This window comes from Pseudomonas sp. 31-12, from assembly GCF_003151075.1.
Lineage (GTDB): Bacteria > Pseudomonadota > Gammaproteobacteria > Pseudomonadales > Pseudomonadaceae > Aquipseudomonas.
The window spans coordinates 6367554-6385120 of the sequence record NZ_CP029482.1 but is presented as its reverse complement, the minus strand read 5'-3'; the positions used below and the strand labels follow the sequence as shown (position 1 = coordinate 6385120).

17 protein-coding genes are annotated in these 17567 nt (G+C 58.4%); 7 read left to right on the top strand and 10 right to left on the bottom strand.

Going from position 1 to position 17567, the window contains the following annotated elements:
- The first annotated feature begins 283 nt into the window (after nucleotides 1–283).
- Entirely contained in the window at nucleotides 284–1660 is a 1377-nt protein-coding gene (locus DJ564_RS30240; protein WP_109635474.1) for an L-serine ammonia-lyase, read from the top strand.
- Between the two features lie 573 nt (nucleotides 1661–2233).
- Entirely contained in the window at nucleotides 2234–3337 is a 1104-nt protein-coding gene (locus tag DJ564_RS30235; protein ID WP_109635472.1) for a GlxA family transcriptional regulator, read from the top strand.
- A 125-nt stretch (nucleotides 3338–3462) separates the two neighbouring features.
- On the opposite strand, the gene DJ564_RS30225 is transcribed toward DJ564_RS30235, so the two are convergent.
- The 6 genes from DJ564_RS30225 to choX form a co-directional block, all read right to left on the bottom strand.
- Nucleotides 3463–3726 carry a hypothetical protein gene (locus DJ564_RS30225; RefSeq protein WP_109635469.1) on the bottom strand — a complete coding sequence of 88 codons (264 nt, stop codon included), beginning with the start codon at nucleotides 3724–3726 and terminating at the stop codon, nucleotides 3463–3465.
- Between the two features lie 387 nt (nucleotides 3727–4113).
- Complete coding sequence (locus DJ564_RS30220; protein ID WP_109635467.1) at nucleotides 4114–5274, bottom strand: gamma-butyrobetaine dioxygenase; 1161 nt, start codon at nucleotides 5272–5274, stop codon at nucleotides 4114–4116.
- A 14-nt stretch (nucleotides 5275–5288) separates the two neighbouring features.
- On the bottom strand, nucleotides 5289–5765 hold the full coding sequence (locus DJ564_RS30215; protein WP_109635465.1) for a thioesterase family protein: 477 nt from the start codon (nucleotides 5763–5765) through the stop codon (nucleotides 5289–5291).
- A gap of 223 nt (nucleotides 5766–5988) precedes the next feature.
- Nucleotides 5989–6954 (bottom strand): L-carnitine dehydrogenase, encoded by a 966-nt coding sequence (locus tag DJ564_RS30210; protein WP_109635464.1) that lies wholly within the window; start codon nucleotides 6952–6954, stop codon nucleotides 5989–5991.
- 210 nt (nucleotides 6955–7164) lie between these two features.
- A complete protein-coding gene (locus DJ564_RS30205) occupies nucleotides 7165–8052 on the bottom strand; it encodes a 3-keto-5-aminohexanoate cleavage protein (RefSeq protein WP_109635463.1) in 888 nt (295 codons plus the stop codon).
- A gap of 75 nt (nucleotides 8053–8127) precedes the next feature.
- Nucleotides 8128–9072, bottom strand: coding sequence for a choline ABC transporter substrate-binding protein (gene choX, locus DJ564_RS30200; RefSeq protein WP_109635461.1), 945 nt, complete (start codon nucleotides 9070–9072; stop codon nucleotides 8128–8130).
- Nucleotides 9073–9268: 196 nt separating this feature from the next.
- On the opposite strand from choX, the gene DJ564_RS30195 reads away from it, so the two are divergent.
- Complete coding sequence (locus DJ564_RS30195) at nucleotides 9269–10219, top strand: GlxA family transcriptional regulator (protein WP_109635460.1); 951 nt, start codon at nucleotides 9269–9271, stop codon at nucleotides 10217–10219.
- Between the two features lie 58 nt (nucleotides 10220–10277).
- On the opposite strand, the gene DJ564_RS30190 is transcribed toward DJ564_RS30195, so the two are convergent.
- The 3 genes from DJ564_RS30190 to DJ564_RS30180 all read right to left on the bottom strand — a co-directional run bounded on the left by DJ564_RS30190 (nucleotide 10278) and on the right by DJ564_RS30180 (nucleotide 13585).
- Nucleotides 10278–11930 (bottom strand): RHS repeat-associated core domain-containing protein, encoded by a 1653-nt coding sequence (locus tag DJ564_RS30190; protein WP_162556253.1) that lies wholly within the window; start codon nucleotides 11928–11930, stop codon nucleotides 10278–10280.
- Nucleotides 11931–11952: 22 nt separating this feature from the next.
- Nucleotides 11953–13074, bottom strand: a complete 1122-nt coding sequence (locus DJ564_RS32110; RefSeq protein ID WP_162556252.1) for an RHS repeat protein — start codon at nucleotides 13072–13074, stop codon at nucleotides 11953–11955.
- A 91-nt stretch (nucleotides 13075–13165) separates the two neighbouring features.
- Nucleotides 13166–13585, bottom strand: coding sequence for a DUF3010 family protein (locus DJ564_RS30180; protein ID WP_109635454.1), 420 nt, complete (start codon nucleotides 13583–13585; stop codon nucleotides 13166–13168).
- A 218-nt stretch (nucleotides 13586–13803) separates the two neighbouring features.
- Here DJ564_RS30180 and DJ564_RS30175 point away from each other — a divergent pair, with 218 nt between their 5' ends.
- Nucleotides 13804–14100 carry a helix-turn-helix transcriptional regulator gene (locus DJ564_RS30175; RefSeq protein WP_109635452.1) on the top strand — a complete coding sequence of 99 codons (297 nt, stop codon included), beginning with the start codon at nucleotides 13804–13806 and terminating at the stop codon, nucleotides 14098–14100.
- Entirely contained in the window at nucleotides 14097–15335 is a 1239-nt protein-coding gene (locus tag DJ564_RS30170; RefSeq protein WP_109635451.1) for a type II toxin-antitoxin system HipA family toxin, read from the top strand. Before DJ564_RS30175 ends, DJ564_RS30170 begins: the two co-directional genes overlap by 4 nt.
- Before the next feature lie 4 nt (nucleotides 15336–15339).
- On the opposite strand, the gene DJ564_RS30165 is transcribed toward DJ564_RS30170, so the two are convergent.
- Nucleotides 15340–15741 (bottom strand): lysozyme inhibitor LprI family protein, encoded by a 402-nt coding sequence (locus tag DJ564_RS30165; RefSeq protein ID WP_109635449.1) that lies wholly within the window; start codon nucleotides 15739–15741, stop codon nucleotides 15340–15342.
- A gap of 237 nt (nucleotides 15742–15978) precedes the next feature.
- Between DJ564_RS30165 and DJ564_RS30155 the strand changes: the two genes are divergently transcribed.
- Nucleotides 15979–16956: a dipeptidase gene (locus tag DJ564_RS30155; RefSeq protein ID WP_008033250.1), complete on the top strand. Its 978-nt coding sequence runs from the start codon at nucleotides 15979–15981 to the stop codon at nucleotides 16954–16956.
- A gap of 79 nt (nucleotides 16957–17035) precedes the next feature.
- Nucleotides 17036–17566, top strand: a complete 531-nt coding sequence (locus DJ564_RS30150; RefSeq protein ID WP_008033249.1) for a DUF5943 domain-containing protein — start codon at nucleotides 17036–17038, stop codon at nucleotides 17564–17566.
- The last annotated feature ends 1 nt before the right edge of the window (nucleotide 17567 follow it).

Here is a 17567-nt window from a genome sequence, read left to right as displayed (position 1 = left end):
GGGGGCGTCGTAACCAGTACAGGGATGGTCGCATCCAGTGTCGGTGACGTCGTTTACAGCTTTTTTCAGCCCCCTTTACCCCACTGATCCGCAAAAAAACGGCGAAAACGCAGCGTAAAACGCCCGCGGCGTTGCTGAGCATGAGTGCGTCGGTGTGAGACGTCGAACGACACGGCAAAAGCCTGATGATGCGGCCATCCCGGCGGATTGCAGCTTGAGCGTAGCAGCTCCGTCACTGGGCGCTTTTGCGCCTGGAGTTGGCACATCCAGGAGTTCGGCAGTAATGGCTATCAGTGTTTTCGACCTGTTCAAAATCGGCATCGGCCCTTCCAGTTCGCACACCGTTGGACCCATGCGGGCCGCCGCGCTGTTCGTGCAAGGTTTGCGTGAGCAGGGTCTTTTGGAACAAGTGCGGCGCGTCGAAGTTCAGCTTTATGGGTCACTGTCGGCCACCGGCATTGGTCACGGCAGCGACAACGCGGTGATCATGGGCCTGATGGGCGAGTGGCCGGACGCGATTGATCCGTCGCAAATCGGCATCCGTATCGCCACCCTGCGCGAGACCCACACACTGTTGCTCGATGGTCGCCTGTCGGTGCCGTTTATCTGGGCCCGGGACATGCGCCTGATCGACGAAAACCTGCCTTTCCACCCCAACGCCATGACCCTGGTTGCCGAAGGCGATCACGGTGAACTGCATCGCGACACCTACTATTCCATCGGCGGCGGTTTTGTCGTGGACGAAGCGCAGGCTTCCAGCGGTGTGGTCGATCTGGATCGCACCGTATTGCCGTACGACTTCTCCAGCGCTGTCGAACTGCTCAGCCTCTGTAAGCAGCACAACCTGCGCGTCGCCGAATTGATGATGGCCAACGAGAAAGTCTGGCGCAGCGAGGATGAAATCCGCAGTGGCCTGATGAAGCTCTGGCGCGCCATGCAGGATTGCGTCGATCAAGGCCTGAAACACGAAGGCATCTTGCCCGGCGGGCTGAATGTGCGCCGTCGCGCGGCCAAGTTGCATCGCAGCCTGCAAGAGCTGGGTAAACCCAACGTCATCGGCTCGACCTTGAGCGCCATGGAATGGGTCAACCTGTTCGCTCTGGCGGTCAACGAAGAGAACGCTGCGGGCGGGCGCATGGTGACGGCGCCGACCAATGGCGCGGCGGGGATCATCCCGGCGGTGTTGCACTACTTCATGAAATTCAGTGAAGCGGTGACGGACGCCAACGTGGTCGACTATTTCCTCAGTGCTGCAGCGGTGGGGATTCTGTGCAAGAAGAATGCTTCGATTTCCGGTGCGGAAGTCGGTTGTCAGGGCGAGGTTGGTTCGGCCTGCGCAATGGCGGCGGCTGGCTTGGCGGAGATCCTTGGCGCCACGCCGGAGCAACTGTGCAACGCGGCGGAAATCGGTCTGGAACACAACCTGGGCCTGACCTGCGATCCGGTGGGCGGGCTGGTTCAAGTGCCGTGCATCGAGCGCAATGCGATTGCCGCGGTGAAAGCCATCAACGCGGCGCAGATGGCGTTGCGCGGGGATGGTCAGCACTTTATCTCGCTGGATCGGGTGATCCGCACCATGCGCGATACCGGCGCTGACATGCATGACAAATATAAAGAGACATCGCGGGGTGGTTTGGCGGTAAGCGCGGTCGAGTGCTGAGACCGAGTTGACCTTGTGGCGAGGGGCTTTTGTGGCGAGGGGATTTATCCCCGTTGGGTCGCGAAGCGGCCCCAGAATCTTTACGACTGCTGCGCAGCCGAACGGGGATAAATCCCCTCGCCACAGAAAGGTCATTTGCCAGAGAAGACCAGTCAAAACTGCGCGCTAAGTGAACACATAATCCCGACCGCGCCACCTTTTAGAGCGTCGCTTACAGATAAGCCACTTGTCCAAGATCCGGGATCCAGATTGGCCATTACCGCCTGTCACCTGTGCTTGCGGTGACACTCTCCATCAGGTCGCCGTAGCCCTGTTCCCACAAGTGCTACCGATTTGCTCAAGCCCAACGGGGCAGAGCGCCTGCCGCCGATAATGGCACTTATAACCCCCACTCAGCGCACGGCTTATATAGACACGCCGCGACGTCGTTTTCAGGAGTTATTGAATGACCATTCAACTTTAGGCATGGCAATTGCTCTGTCATTACAAAGCCCGTCTCCCACGCGAGAACGATGGCAATAACAAGAGCCTCCGCCTGAGGCCATCACCCGCTTTGTGTGAGGAGATACCGCGATGACGACGTTCAACTCCGGGGCTCAACCCCAGAACCGTGCGCCTCAATCCATCGGCTTTTTGCTGCTGGACAATTTCACGCTTATTTCTCTGGCCTCCGCAGTGGAACCCCTGCGCATGGCCAACCAATTGTCCGGTCGCGAGCTGTATCGCTGGACCACACTCACCGTCGACGGCGGTCAGGTCTGGGCCAGTGACGGTCTGCAGATCACCCCCGATTGCTCCATGCACAAAGCCCCGCCTCTGGACACCATCATTGTCTGCGGCGGCATCGGCATTCAGCGCACCGTTACCCGTGAACACGTCTCGTGGCTGCAAAGCCAGGCGCGTCAGTCCCGTCGTCTCGGCGCGGTCTGCACTGGCAGTTGGGCCCTGGCCTGCGCCGGCCTGCTGGACGGTTTTGATTGCAGCGTGCACTGGGAATGCCTGGCTTCGATGCAGGAAGCGTTTCCGCGCGTGGCCATGAGCACACGCCTGTTCACCCTCGACCGTAACCGTTTCACCAGCTCTGGCGGCACGGCGCCGCTGGACATGATGCTGCACCTGATCAGTCGCGATCACGGCCGTGAACTGTCCGCCGCGATTTCGGAGATGTTCGTCTACGAGCGCATCCGCAACGAGCAGGATCACCAGCGTGTGCCGCTCAAGCACATGCTCGGCACCAACCAGCCGAAGTTGCAGGAAATCGTTGCGCTGATGGAAGCCAACCTGGAAGAGCCGATCGACCTCGACGAACTGGCGGTGTATGTCGCTGTTTCCCGTCGTCAGCTGGAGCGCCTGTTCCAAAAATACCTGCACTGCTCGCCGTCGCGTTATTACCTGAAACTGCGCCTGATCCGTGCCCGGCAGTTGCTCAAGCAAACGCCGATGTCGATCATCGAAGTGGCGTCGGTGTGCGGCTTCGTGTCCACGCCGCACTTCTCCAAGTGCTACCGCGAATACTTCGGCATTCCGCCGCGTGACGAGCGCGTAGGCTCCAACACCACACAACAGGTGGCGATGATGCCGCTGCCGCAGGCGTTGGTGCTGTCGCCGCTGTCCGGGCCGTTGTCGGCGCTGAGTCAGGCGCGCAATGAGTCGACGTTTGCCAGCGTAAGGCTCTAAACCGGGCTGGCTGTTGTGGCGAGGGGGCTTGCCCCCGTTGGGTTGCGCAGCGACCCCAGGATTTTACGACTGCTGCGCAGCCGAACGGGGCGATGCGGCGATCCGGCAAGGCCCCTCGCCACAGGTCAGGCGCTACGGCTTTGTTGATACTCCGCCAGTGCCGGCAGCAACTGCTTGTCGATGGCCTGGCGCACGGCCGGCAGGATGGTCGCGCTGCTGGTGTACATCTGCTTGACCATGGTCCGCAGTTCCGTTGCCCGTTCGTTGTTCAAACCTCGTACCGCGCACTCGCAGGCCTGCTCGGCGTTAGCGCCAGGGGGCACGGCAAATCCCAATGCCTTGAGCTGGCCCAACAGGTCTTCCTGGTCTATCAAATCGGCGTACATCATGACGCAATCCTTCTTCAGGGAACGGTGTCGTGGATCGATTCTCGTAGGGGCAGGGGGTGGCGGCAAGGACGATTTGTCGCAATGGCCGCAATACCTATGAACAGGTCGTTTTCGGCTAACTTGTGAATCATGGGAGTGGGCACACTGGGCTCAGCTGGCAACACGAAGGTTTGGTCACCCTCGCGCAACGGCTCCTCAACAGTACCCTCCTCAACTCCGATCTTGTCACGGCTTGATCGGGGTTTTTTTTGCCTGTGAATCAGAGGGTTTGTGTCGCCTGTGCAGACGCCATCGCGAGCAGGCTCGCTCCCACATTTAACCGCATTCCTCAGTGAGAACCCGGTCAACTGTGGGAGCGAGCCTGCTCGCGATGAACGATGACGCGGTCTAGCGTTGTAACACCAATATTCGCGACAACAACTCGTCACGATCGACATAGCATCCCTGGAAATGCCGGGCGCCGCTGGCGGGATCAAACGCATTGCGGGCGTGGAGAGTGCGGCGGTTGTCGAAGCACCACAACTCGCCGGGATTGAGCCGCGTCATCACCCGAAAGCGCGCTTCACGGGTCATCGCAATAAACCGCCGATACGCCCGGTATAGCTTGGGCATGTCCTCAATCGAGGCATCAAATGGCCCCCGCAGAAAGTTCGCCATGCGGATCTCCGAAACCTGCCCCAACGCATTCAGGGCGATGATCGGTGCCAGGCAGCGATAGTCGCTGTGACGGTCCTTGTTGCGAAACTCCACGGGGATTTCACACAGGGCCTTGAACGACTCGGGATCTTCCTCGCGCAGTGCGTGGGCGATGGCAAATCCGTCGACGAAAATACTCTCGCCACCGTCCGCGTCATTGACCAGGCAATGCAGAAATTGCAGCCCCGGTTGCAACTCCCGGGTCGGCAAATCGCTGTGCAGCGGCAGGTTGAAAGCGGTGTAGGCATTGCTGTCGGCGTCGGCCTTGGATTGCACGTTGAACAGCACGCCGAAATTGCTCTCGCGGATGAAGGAAATCCGCTGGGCAATCAGCTTCAGCGAGCCGGTTTCGGTGGGCACGCCACGCACTTGCGTCAGGCCGATATCGCGCACCGCCAGCAGCCATTGCAGCAGGGCGTCGTTGTCGTTCATCAGCGCCTGGTAGTCGAACACCGGCAGCTGCAAGTCGCTTTTCCACAGCCTGGATGTTGGCTTGCCAGCCCGGCGCTCGGCGCGGGACTCGTCGTCATAGGCGTGAGCCCGCAGCCAGCCCGGGTCGAAGCGGCTGAGGTGGCCGTCGTGCCATTCGACGCTGAGGCAACCTTCGGCATCGAGGTGTGCCGCTGTCGGCGTCAGGTCCTCTGCGACGTCGACGATTTCCAGCACTTGCTCGCGGGTCACGGTGTAGACGCATTGCGCGCACGGGCAGTTGTCGCGAAGCCATTGATGATGAAACGGGCTGACCCGGCCGTCAGCCCACTGCACTTGAATTCGGTCCGCCAAGGTATGCACGGCGGTCAACGCGCTGATCAACGGGTAGGTACGGAAGTCGGCAAAAGCGGCGGTGTTCAATGGCGATCTCCTTGTTATTTTTTAGGGGGTAACGCGATCACTCGGCCAATGTAGGCGGGGGTAGGCAGGTCGGCTTGCTCGGCGACGATGGCTTGCAGCTTGCTCAAGGTGTCTTCGCTGAACGATGCGGATCGCGGCCCGGCGAGGTCGACGTGCAGGAGCATTTGCTCGTTGCCCGCCAGTTCCTTGTCGTCACCGACCAGATGCAGGCTGTGATAGAGGTGCAGGCGTTTGCTGTCGTGGCCGATGATTTGGGTGTGCACTTCGACGTCGGCGTCGAGCTTCACCTCGTGCAGGTAATTGAGGTGCAGTTCGAGGGTGAACAACGAATTGCCGCTGGCTTCGCGGTTGTTGCTGTCCATACCCAGGCGATCCATCAGCGCGTCGGTGGCGTAGCTGAAAATCAGCAGGTAGAAGGCATCGCGCAGGTGGCCGTTGTAGTCGACCCAGTCGGGGATGATTTTGGTTTGGTGGGTGGTTAGGGTGGGCATGACGAGTGTCCGCTTGAGGATTTGGTTGTAATTCAAGATCCACCCCTCACCCCAGCCCTCTCCCCATAGGGGAGAGGGGGAAAGGGGGCCGATCTCCATGCTGTTCAAAGCCTGAGTTCGACTCAGTTCTTTCAGGTCGATGTCGCTCTAAGAACACCTCGGTCAGTCCCCTCTACCCTCTGGGGAGAGGGTTAGGGTGAGGGGGATCTCAAGCCAAGTGCAATCATTCGCTAAACGCCATCCCATGCTTCTCTTTGGTGGTCTTCACCGCTTCAAGCACCGCCAGCAAGCAATCATCACGATAGCGCTCCAGCGCGGAAATGCTGTGATCGCCCAACTGATCACTGGTCCCGTCCACCACATCATCGATCAGCTTGTCGGTCAGCTCCGGCGCTGGCAGGTAAGTCCACGGTAACTGCAACGCCGGACCGAATTGGGCCATGAAGTGGCGCATCCCCGCATCGCCACCCGCCAGGGTGTAGGTCAGGAATGTGCCCATGAACGACCAGCGCAACCCCGCGCCAAAACGGATCGCATCGTCGATCTCGCCAGTGGTTGCCACACCGTCGTTGACCAGGTGCAGCGCCTCACGCCACAGCGCTTCGAGCAAGCGGTCGGCGATAAACCCCGGCACTTCCTTGCGCACGTGCAGCGGACGCATGCCCAGGGATTCATACACTTTCATTGCCGCTTGAATCGCCTCAGGCGCCGTGTTTTTGCCGCCGACCACTTCCACCAATGGCAATAGGTAAACCGGGTTGAAAGGGTGTCCGACCACGCAACGTTCAGGGTGCGTCGAGCTCTCGTAAAACTCGCTCGGCAACAGGCCCGAAGTACTGGAGCCGATCAAGGCGTTGGGCTTGGCCGCCGCGCTGATTTTACTGTGCAGTTCCAGTTTCAGATCGAGGCGTTCAGGGGCGCTTTCCTGAATGAAGTCTGCGTCTCGAACGCACTCTTCAATGGTCGCGACAAAGCGCAACCGATCCTGCGAGGCACCCGGCGCGAGGCCTTGTTTCTCCAGCGCACCCCAGGCATTGGCGACGCGTTTGCGCAGCGCGGCTTCGGCACCGGGCGCCGGGTCCCAGGCGACAACGTCGAGGCCGTGGGCGAGGGCGCGGGACACCCAACCGCTGCCGATGACACCGCTGCCTAACGCTGCGAAGGTTTTGATATCAGTGATAAAACTCATGGCGACTTCCTAAAAGATTCGGTGATCCCTGTGGGAGCGGGGTTTTGTGGTGAGGGGATTTATCCCCGTTGGGTCGCGAAGCGGCCCCAAAACCTGCAACCGCGGTGTGTCAGCCACACCGCATGCAATGTTCTGCGACTGCTTCGCAGTCGAACGGGGATAAATCCCCTCGCCACACCCGCTCCCACGGGTGAAATGTGTGGTGTGGGGTCAGCCGCGCTTGGTCAGGCCCATTTTTGCCCGGCCTTCCGCCGGGGTCAGAACGCGGGCGCCGAGGCGGCTGAGGATTTCCGAGGCGCGTTCGACCAGTTGGCCGTTGGTCGCCAGCACACCCTTGTCCAGCCAGATGTTGTCTTCCAGACCGACCCGCACGTTGCCGCCGAGCAGCACTGCTTGCGCCGCCATCGGCATTTGCATGCGACCAATCCCGAACCCGGCCCACACAGCGTTCGCCGGCAGGTTGTCGACCATGGCTTTCATGGTGGTGGTGTCGGCCGGGGCGCCCCACGGGATCCCCAGGCAGAGCTGGAACAGCGGGTCGTCGAGCAGGCCTTCCTTGATCAACTGCTTGGCGAACCACAAGTGACCGGTGTCGAAGATTTCCAGTTCGGCCTTCACGCCCAGCTCTTGAATGCGTTTGGCGCCAGCGCGCAGCTGGGCTGGAGTGGACACGTAAATAGTGTCGCCGTCGCCGAAGTTCAGGGTGCCGCAATCGAGGGTGCAGATTTCCGGCAGCAGCTCTTCAACGTGGGCCAGACGGGTAAGCGGGCCGACCAGATCTGTGGTCGGGCCGAACTCCATCGGATTCTCGCCCGCGCCGATTTCCAGGTCACCGCCCATGCCGGCGGTGAGGTTGACGATGATGTCGACGTCGGCTTCGCGGATGCGCTCCATCACTTCGCGGTACAGCGCCACATCACGGCTGAACTTGCCGGTTTCCGGGTTGCGAACGTGGCAGTGAACGACGGTGGCGCCAGCCTTGGCGGCTTCCACGGCGGCAGCGGCGATTTGTTTCGGGGTGACCGGCACGTGTGGGCTCTTGCTGGTCGTGTCGCCAGCACCGGTGAGTGCGCAGGTGATGATGACGTCGTGGTTCATGAGGCGGGTTCCTTACAGGCGTGATGATTCCGTTCGCAGCCCCGCAGGGCTGCGATGCGGTGGTTCAATCGGGGTTTATTTGCTGGTCAGTTTCAAATTCTCAGCGGCCGGTTTGCCATCGAAGGTGGTCACTCCTTCGAGCCAGCGTTGCTTGTCTTGCGGGTGATCTTTCAGCCATTGCTTGGCCGATTCGAAAGCGTCTTTGTGATCGAGCAGCGGTTGCATCATCCGGCTCTCGTCTTCGGCGGTGTAGGTCAGGTTGCTCAGCAATTTGCCGATGTTCGGGCATTGTTCGGCGTATTTCGGCGCGGTGACGGTCCAGACCGTGGCCATGCCTTCGTTCGGGCCGAGAGCGTCTTCGCTGCCGGTGAGGTAAGTCATCTGCACGTTGACGTTCATCGGGTGCGGCGCCCAGCCGAAGAACACCACGGCTTCTTTGCGGCGCACGGCGCGATCCACCGCCGCGAGCATGCCGGCCTCGCTGGACTCGACCAACTGGAACTTGCCGAGGCCAAACTGGTTCTTGGCGATCATCGCCTTGATCTGGGTGTTGGCGCCCGAGCCTGGCTCGATGCCGTAAATCTTGCCGCCCAGTTCTTTTTCGAACTTGGCGATGTCGGCGAAGGTTTTCAGGCCCTTGTCGGCGAGATACGTCGGTACGGCGAGGGTGGCGCGGGCGTCTTTCAGGCTTGGCGCTTCAAGCACCTTGACCTGATTGGCGTCGACGAAAGGCGTGATGGTCTGAGTCATCAACGGGTTCCAGTAGCCCAGGAACAGGTCCAGGCGCTGGTCGCGGATCCCGGCGAAGATGATTTGCTGGGAGGCGCTGGTTTGTTTGGTGTTGTAGCCGAGGCCATCGAGCAGGACTTGGGTCATGGCGCTGGTGGCGATCACGTCGGTCCAGTTCACCACGCCCATGCGCACGTTCTGGCATGAAGCAGGTTCGGCCGCCATGACGCTGGCGCTCAAGAAGGCGGTACCGCTGAGTGCAAGAACACAGCTGCTGATCAGTCGTTTCATCTCAGTTTTCCTCGGCAGTTCGTTATTGTGGGGCCCGGCATCTTCGTGCGCCGGTGATGACCAAGTTACGCACCAATGCCCCCGTTAAAACGCACTACGGCGACCAGCTCTTGCACTGCAGCGACCTGACCTCTTGAATGCCACTCGCAAGTGGCGTATCAACGTCCACACGCTACCCGTCAACCGAGTGCGCTCCATGTCCCAGGATTTCTACTTCATGTTGATGCCGGGTTTCTCGGCCATCGGGTTTATCTCAGCGATCGAGCCGTTGCGGGTCGCCAATCGCTTTCGTGGCGAGTTGTATCGCTGGCACGTGCTGAGCGCTGACGGCGGGGCCGTTCTAGCCAGTAATGGCATGTCGGTCAACGCCGACGCAGCGCTGGAACCGCTGAAGAAAGGTGCAACCCTGTTGGTGGTCGCCGGTTTCGAACCGCTGAAATTCGCCACGCCCGCGCTGGAGCACTGGCTGCGCCGCCTGGACAACGAGGGCGTGACCCTCGGCGCCATCGACACCGGCAGCTTCGTCCTCGCCGAAGCCGGCCTGCTCGACGGCCATCGCCTGACCCTGCACTGGGAAGCCATCGATGCCTTCAAGGAATCCTATCCACAACTGAGCGTCACCCAGGAACTGTTCGAGATCGACCGCCGCCGCATCACCTCAGCCGGCGGTACTGCGTCCATCGACCTGATGCTCGACCTCATCGCCCAGTCCCACGGCCCGGAACTGGCAATTCAGGTCAGCGAACAATTCGTGCTCGGCCGCATCCGCCCACGCAAAGACCACCAGCGCATGGAAGTCGCCACGCGGTATGGCATCAGTAACAAGAAACTGGTGCATGTGATCGGGGAGATGGAGCAGCACAGCGAACCGCCGCTGAGCACGCTGGAATTGGCGGAGTCGATCAAGGTGACGCGACGGCAGCTGGAGCGATTGTTTCGGCTGCACCTGAACGACACGCCGAGCAATTTCTACCTGAGATTACGGCTGGAAAAGGCACGGCAGCTACTGCGGCAGACGGACATGAGCGTGCTGGAGGTGAGTATTGCGTGCGGGTTTGAATCACCGTCGTATTTCACCCGCAGTTATCGGGCGCGGTTTGCACGGTGTCCGCGGGAGGATCGTAGAGGAACGGCAGCGCAAGCCTAGGCTTCGGCACGCGTGCGGCTCCTCAATAATCCTGAGGCGTGCGGGATAGGCATTTTTTCTAATGCACCACCCGAGGACGTAACGACTGACTCGGTTTCTGTGCCATCAACATTGGAGGCGGCGGTGGCGGCGCAAACGCCGTCGGTTCGGAGCGCGTTTTGCTGGCAAACACGTTGGGGTCCTGGTCATGACTGTCTTCCCCCAACTCACCCGACAAGTAGTCATAAATGGCATTCCCCCACTTAGGTGGCAGCACGCTGACTTGATGCGTCCGGGTAAGGACTCCTCCGCTGCTTTCCGTCACGAATTTATATTTCTGCAGATCTTTTTGATCGACATAACTCAGTCGGTCATTCGAGTCATCATCAACAAGCGGAGTGTTTTGGCTGGACCGTGACATGAAGGTCATGTTGTAGATGCCGCGATTTAGACCGCTACTCAAGGCGAAACCAACCGCGTCTTTTTGATCAAGACCTACACGTTGAGCCAGCTGCGTATGACTTGGGTTCTCGCCACCGCCCTGATGTGCAATTGGCGGGTTAGGTACTTTGCCCAGGCGAGTGTGGGTGACGAAGGATTCGGTTCGGGTTCGATTGGTGGGCGGCAGGCTACGAGCGTTTGACTCCAGTGGGGAAAAGTAAATATCTCCTGTGTAGACATTGGCGATCGCCGTAAATGCTGTTCCAGGACCGGCGTTTTTGAACGTTTCGCGGCTCATGTTATCGAGCTTGAACTGTTTGGGCAGGCTGATCTGATGCACGATTGTTCCCGTTAACATCGCCCCTTTGCCTTTGGATAATTGAATAGTCTCGATTTGCTCGGGGGTCATATCGCTCGGCAACTTGATATCGTCCGGTCCATCGCCATTGATGACCGATTGCGCCCCTGTGAAGTCTTTGTAGGTAACGGGGTTGTTCCTACAAAACCGGAAGTGGTTCAGACCGTCGACCGACCCCGCAGGGTCAGGATTAATCCAGCGAAACAGCCAAGGGGCGTAGTACCGATACCCGTAGTAGACCAGCCCGCTGGTATCCCGTGTTTTACCACTGTAGTGAATACTTTTGTGCCTGGACTCGACGTCACTGCGGGCAGCCCACCACGCCGTACCGCCAAACGCGTAATAGCCTTCTTGCGTCAGCAAGCCTGCCTCTTCGTCCACCTCAAGAGTGCAGGAACCTTGGTGGTCAACCAGGTTGTAGCGAATCTGATTGTTAGCCATGCCTTCCGGCGGGTCAGTGAGCCAGTGCAGCGACTGAACCCGGCTGTGGCTCGCTTCGATATTGACGACATGACGGGTTTCTCCGTCAGGGTCGTAATGAATATCCAGCCCTGGCAAAAAACGAACTTCGGCTGTTCGCATCAAGGCGCTGGTCTTGGTATGTATGACTTTGCGTAATCGTTGGCCGTCGCTGTCATACCAATAGGATTCAGTGTCGTTCTGTTCTTGTCGACGGGCGACTTGAATGACTTCAGTCAGTCTATTACGGGCGTCCCATCGCATTTTTTCCGCCCCTGGCGACAACATCAGCAGGTTGCCATTACTGTCGAAGCTGCCCGTGAAATCAGGTTCACCCACGTCAGGTTTTTTCAGGCTGCGATTGCTTGCGGGGTCAATGGCCATTTCGACGGTGTAGGGGTGACTTCCTGCATGGCAAAGGGTTTTCAGGTTTCCCGCCGGGTCGTAGGTAAATGTCTGCTTGTAGTTGCCCATTCGAGTGGGATCGATAGTCGGTTTATGCAATTCGGGAAGGGCCGGACCCTGAGCATTGGGTACGGATTCGCGACCTGTGGCTTCGATCAGTTGATAGCGGGTGTCGTATTTGAACGTGCTGACAGCCGCGGTCCGCTGGTTTCGGAAGTAACGCGTCGGTTGTGCCAGGTCCTGGATTTCGCAGATATTGCCGACTCGGTCGTAGCGATAGAAACAATTTTGAAAGTCGTGATCCGGACCCGCGACAGTGTATTGAATCAATCAATCGGTCGGATTCGGGTTCATACAGGCGAGTCGTCTGTACGCCGTTACCTGTCGTCTCCTTTTCTACCTTGCCTGTTGCGCTGTAAGTGATGTAGCTAAGCAATGTTTTGACGGGTAGATTCGGGCGTTTTAGCTGAACCTTTTGAAGTTGTCCTGCGACGTCGTAGAGCCTTATCTGCTGATTGTTTCGCGCATCGGTCTGATTCAGTACGGCACCCAGAGCGTTGTATTTCTTGCGAGTGATGTTTGATTCAATTTCGAGCCTTGTGGTGTTTTCATCCGGGTTGGATGACCAGTCTGGTGTCTGCAAGTCGCTCAAGAACCGTCTGGTTTCGCTCAGTCTCCGACCCTGTATGTCGAACTCCGCAATCTCAAGATGTCCTGCTGAATCAAATTGGCTGATCAGTTGACCGCATTGATTGTGTCGAGCATGTTCGGGGCGACTATCGGCATAGATCAGTCGCTCGGTCACAGAGGGCGCTTCATTTTGGAGGTATTCCGTCACTTCAGTTCGGCGCAGCAGTCCGTCGTACTTGATCTGTTGCTGACTATGACGACCATCCCACGCGCGCAGGAGTTGATGGGCGGGGCCCAGAAGCAGCACGCGCCAGCCGCAATCAACGCTTCTTGTGAGTATTGGTTGGGCTGACAACGTGAAAATGGTCGAGAGGTTCGGCCCCCTCCCGTTTTCCAGAAGCCTGGAATCCCATTGTGAATTCAAGCGTCCGTGTGCATTGAACTCCTGGCGAGAGATGCGTGCCTGAGCGAGACCGGAATCACGACGCTCATAAGCCACGGTCCTGATGGTCAGGCCGCGCGGATCGTTCCCCCAGAGCAGGGGGGTATTGTGATGAATGTTGGCCGTCGAATCGCTCATCATTGGTCTGGAGCACCTGACTAGAAACCAGACCTATGCTTACGTCATTCGAAGTTCCCGTCTACTGTCAGAAATTACAGGTGGACACCGCTGCCTACCGGCTTTTCATCAACATTGAACAGGCGGCTTTGAAGGCTTCATGCTGATACTTGTTCAGCGTCTCCGGCAGCGCAAAGTCAAACTTCTTGTTCTGCGCATTAATGGTCTGCGGCGACAGCAACGTCACCTCGCAACTCTCCAGCAACTGAAAAACGCCCTCGATCTTGAACGTGGTCGGCCCACCGGCAAACTCACCTTTCTTGCTGCGCTTCTTGATCGCGATCCGGTCGATGGAATTCTCACGCACAAACGACGCCACCTGAGCGGCAAAGACTTTGACGTTCGCGGCTTCGTCGTCATCGTCGAGGGCGATTTTCTTGGTGGCCAGGGCGACATGGCTAAGCGTCTGACCGTCCAGCGAGGCCACGGCGATGATCGCTTCGCTGCCTTTGATTTCTATGCCGCAGATTTTCATTTCGATCCCTTTCCGGTAGGTGAAGCGGTGCTTATAGCTCAAGTGACAAATGTAGCGGGTGCGCACAACGTCCAGATTGAAATTAATGATTAAATTTAATGGACAAAATATTGTCTTTTATTGCGTATAAAATTGAATATAAGGCTTAATGTTGTCCTATATCTAATATGTATCTATCGCGCTGCTACACTTGCTCACATTCCTCTTGAGGTCGACTCATGGCCCTTACCCATATCCTCTACTCCCCCGGTGAGATCGCCATACAGATCGCCGGGAACGCCAAGCGTCTGAGACTCAGCAAAAACCTTTCGCGACGTACGCTCTCGCAAAAATCAGGTGTCCCGGAGTCGAATATCAAGCGCTTTGAAACGACGGGCAAGATTTCTTTGGATGGCTTGTTGCTGATTGCAATCTGCCTCGGGGCGGAGGAACCGTTGACGAATTTGTTCGCCTCGCCTCAATCGCTGACGCTTCAAGAACTGAAAAACTACGAAAGGGCTCGTGGCCGACAATGAAACCCATCAACGCACTCAGCGTCATGCATCAAGGATCACGGGTCGGTGAACTGGTCGCGATCCCTCGTCAGGGTGTGTTCTTTTCTTATGATCCGGGTTGGTTAGCGAAAGGATTCAACCTTGCGCCGTTTCATATGGATTTCTCGGTCAAACCCCAGAAGGCGGCTGATCCGCTGCTGTTCAACGGCCTGCACGGTGCCTTCAGCGATTCGTTGCCCGATGGCTGGGGATTGCTGCTGATGGATCGGTTCTTTCGTAGTCAGTTGGGCGTCGAGCGTCACGCAATCGGCCCTCTGGATCGTCTGGCCTATATGGGCAATCGCAGCATGGGCGCGCTTGAATACGTGCCGATGTTTGAAACTGTTGAAGCAGACGAAGACCTCGATCTGGCTGCGCTCTACGAGGCTTCACAAACAATACTTGCAGGTAGCGCCGACGAGGTCATCAATTCTCTGCGATTGGCGGGTGGCTCCCCCGGTGGTGCCCGTCCCAAAGCGGTCATTGGCCTTTCGCCGGACAAGCATCGCGCTATTTCGTCATTCGGTAAAATGCCCAAGGGATATGAGCACTGGTTGATCAAATTTCGCTGCGAGGAGGAGCATCGAGATAGCGGCGCTATTGAGCAGGCTTATGCTCTGACGGCTCGCCGGGCCGGGGTCGAGATTTCCGAGTCGAAACTGTTTCAGGTAGAAACGATCAAGGGGACAGAGCAATTTTTCGCCACGAAACGCTTTGATCGGGAAGACGGTGCCAAGCGCCACATGCTGACCGCTGCGGCGATTTTATACGCCGACTTCCGCACGCCAAGCCTTGATTACAGTGATTTGCTACGAGCGACCTGGGCAATGACCAAGGACGCGGCCGAGGTCGACAAAATGGCTCGGTTGATGGTCTTTAACGCGCTCGCTCATAATCACGACGATCATGCGAAGAACTTTTCGTTTTTTGGCGGCAAGGATGGCTGGAAAATGGCACCGGCCTACGACCTGACCTTTTCCAGTACCGCAGGGCGCGGCGTCGAGCACACCACAGCATTCGCGGGAAGAGGTACACCCACACGCAAGGCTTTGATTGAGGTGTGCAAACCTTTCAGTTTCCTCGAGCCCGAACGCTACATAGAACAAACGCTGGATGCTTTTTCCGAGTGGAATATCTGTTGCGCCGAGCTGGAGATCGATAAAACGGCAAGCAAAAAATTGCTGACCGCTCTTGAGTCAATGTGGCAGGCGCTCTAACGCCTCACTCCTGCCCAATCGACTCCAAAAACTCCGACCGCTCATCACTCATCCGCGCCACGCAATCATTCAGCGCAATGGTGAACGCCTTGCTACCGCTGGTCGCCGGAAACGCTTCTACCGCGCAATCCGCGTCTCGGGTCTTCAGCCATTGCTGCTGCGCAGCCTTGAGCTTGGCGGTGATGTCGGTCAGTTGCGCCGGGTTCTTGCCGTAGGCCGTCTGCATGCGCTCGTTCAGGCTTTGGTAGTTGTCTTTGAGCAGGTCTTCGGCGGTGGTTCTGCTGTAGGCGGAGCACTCCAGGGTCTGGACGTCGTTTTCGACCTTGTCGCAGGGGTTGTCGTCAGCCTCTTCAGCCGCGTGTACGCCGGTCGCTATCAGTGCCAAAGCCAGGAAGATCGTTCTCATTGCGACGCAGCCCCTATTTTTTCAGTGCCAATTCAGTAATGCAGCGAATTCTGGCCCAAGCAACGGCCCTTGAACAGGTGGGCGATTGCGTCCATCAACGACCCTTTGTCGCGGATTGACGCTTTCGGCAAACCCCCTGTCGTTTTTGCACCCGGCTGCCCCGGTCCTCAGGCATATGCTGGCCCCAAAGCGCCGGCACACGATTCGGCGCATGAATCGCTAATAGGGGACAGCCTGATGAGCCCAGCCGAATTGCACGCCGACAGCATCGTTATCGACGGGCTGATTATTGCCAAGTGGAACCGTGAGCTGTTCGAAGACATGCGCAAGGGCGGTCTGACCGCGGCCAACTGCACCGTGTCGGTGTGGGAGGGCTTCCAGGCCACCGTCAACAACATCGCTGCCAGCCAGAAGCTGATCCGCGAGAACAGCGACCTGGTGATTCCGGTGCGCACCACCGCCGACATCCGCAAGGCCAAGGAGCAGGGCAAGACCGGCATCCTCTTCGGCTTCCAGAATGCCCACGCTTTTGAAGACCAGATCGGCTATGTCGAGGTGTTCAAGCAGCTCGGCGTCGGTATTGTGCAGATGTGCTACAACACCCAGAACCTGGTGGGCACCGGTTGCTACGAGCGCGATGGCGGCCTGTCGGGTTTCGGTCGCGAGATCGTTGCCGAGATGAACCGCGTCGGGGTCATGTGCGACCTGTCCCACGTCGGTTCCAAGACTTCTGAAGAAGTCATCCTCGAATCGAAGAAGCCGGTGTGCTACTCCCACTGCCTCCCGTCGGGTCTGAAAATTCACCCGCGCAACAAATCCGATGAAGAACTGAAGTTCATCGCCGATCACGGCGGTTTCGTCGGTGTGACCATGTTCGCGCCGTTCCTGGCCAAGGGCATCGATTCGACCATCGACGATTACGCCGAAGCCATCGAATACACCATGAACATCGTCGGCGAAGACGCCATCGGCATCGGCACCGACTTCACCCAGGGCCATGGCCAGGACTTCTTCGAATACCTGACCCATGACAAGGGCTACGCCCGCCGCCTGACCAGCTTCGGCAAGATCATCAACCCGCTGGGCATCCGCACCGTCGGCGAGTTCCCGAACCTGACCGAAACCCTGCTCAAACGCGGCCACTCCGAGCGCGTGGTCCGCAAGATCATGGGCGAGAACTGGGTCAACGTCTTGAAAGACGTTTGGGGCGAATAAGCCGCCGCACCTGACGAATCCTTTCCCCCGGCCATCCACGCCGGGGGCAACACCCAAATTTTTCTGGAGTTAAGTTTCCATGGCCAAGATCGCCCCGCAATTGCCAATCGAAGTCGACAGCGAAACCGGTGTCTGGACCTCCGACGCCCTGCCGATGCTGTACGTACCGCGTCATTTCTTCGTCAACAACCACATGGGCATCGAGGAAGTGCTGGGCGCCGACGCCTACGCCGAGATCCTTTACAAGGCCGGCTACAAATCCGCCTGGCACTGGTGTGAAAAAGAAGCCGAATGCCACGGCCTGGAAGGCGTCGCGGTGTTCGAGCATTACATGAAGCGTCTGTCGCAGCGCGGCTGGGGTCTGTTCAAGATCCAGGACATCGACCTCGACAAAGGCACTGCCAGCGTCAAGCTCGAACACTCGGCGTTCGTCTACGTGTACGGCAAGGTCGGGCGCAAGGTCGATTACATGTTCACTGGCTGGTTTGCCGGTGCCATGGACCAGATTCTGCAGGCCCGCGGCAGCAAGATCCGCACCGTTGCCGAACAAGTCTACGGTGGCTCCGAAGAAGGCCACGACGACGGTTTGTTCACCGTCAAGCCGTTGTAAG

Excerpts from the sequence above, each read along its gene's own strand:
- DJ564_RS30210 (WP_109635464.1), bottom strand. The coding sequence starts at position 6,954 with ATGAGTTTTATCACTGATATCAAAACCTTCGCAGCGTTAGGCAGCGGT.
- DJ564_RS30180 (WP_109635454.1), bottom strand. The coding sequence starts at position 13,585 with ATGAAAATCTGCGGCATAGAAATCAAAGGCAGCGAAGCGATCATCGCC.
- DJ564_RS30150 (WP_008033249.1), top strand. The coding sequence starts at position 17,036 with ATGGCCAAGATCGCCCCGCAATTGCCAATCGAAGTCGACAGCGAAACC.
- DJ564_RS32110 (WP_162556252.1), bottom strand. The coding sequence starts at position 13,074 with ATGATGAGCGATTCGACGGCCAACATTCATCACAATACCCCCCTGCTC.
- DJ564_RS30190 (WP_162556253.1), bottom strand. The coding sequence starts at position 11,930 with ATGGGCAACTACAAGCAGACATTTACCTACGACCCGGCGGGAAACCTG.
- DJ564_RS30235 (WP_109635472.1), top strand. The coding sequence starts at position 2,234 with ATGACGACGTTCAACTCCGGGGCTCAACCCCAGAACCGTGCGCCTCAA.
- choX (WP_109635461.1), bottom strand. The coding sequence starts at position 9,072 with ATGAAACGACTGATCAGCAGCTGTGTTCTTGCACTCAGCGGTACCGCC.
- DJ564_RS30170 (WP_109635451.1), top strand. The coding sequence starts at position 14,097 with ATGAAACCCATCAACGCACTCAGCGTCATGCATCAAGGATCACGGGTC.
- DJ564_RS30155 (WP_008033250.1), top strand. The coding sequence starts at position 15,979 with ATGAGCCCAGCCGAATTGCACGCCGACAGCATCGTTATCGACGGGCTG.
- DJ564_RS30205 (WP_109635463.1), bottom strand. The coding sequence starts at position 8,052 with ATGAACCACGACGTCATCATCACCTGCGCACTCACCGGTGCTGGCGAC.
- DJ564_RS30175 (WP_109635452.1), top strand. The coding sequence starts at position 13,804 with ATGGCCCTTACCCATATCCTCTACTCCCCCGGTGAGATCGCCATACAG.
- DJ564_RS30165 (WP_109635449.1), bottom strand. The coding sequence starts at position 15,741 with ATGAGAACGATCTTCCTGGCTTTGGCACTGATAGCGACCGGCGTACAC.
- DJ564_RS30195 (WP_109635460.1), top strand. The coding sequence starts at position 9,269 with ATGTCCCAGGATTTCTACTTCATGTTGATGCCGGGTTTCTCGGCCATC.
- DJ564_RS30215 (WP_109635465.1), bottom strand. The coding sequence starts at position 5,765 with ATGCCCACCCTAACCACCCACCAAACCAAAATCATCCCCGACTGGGTC.
- DJ564_RS30225 (WP_109635469.1), bottom strand. The coding sequence starts at position 3,726 with ATGATGTACGCCGATTTGATAGACCAGGAAGACCTGTTGGGCCAGCTC.
- DJ564_RS30240 (WP_109635474.1), top strand. The coding sequence starts at position 284 with ATGGCTATCAGTGTTTTCGACCTGTTCAAAATCGGCATCGGCCCTTCC.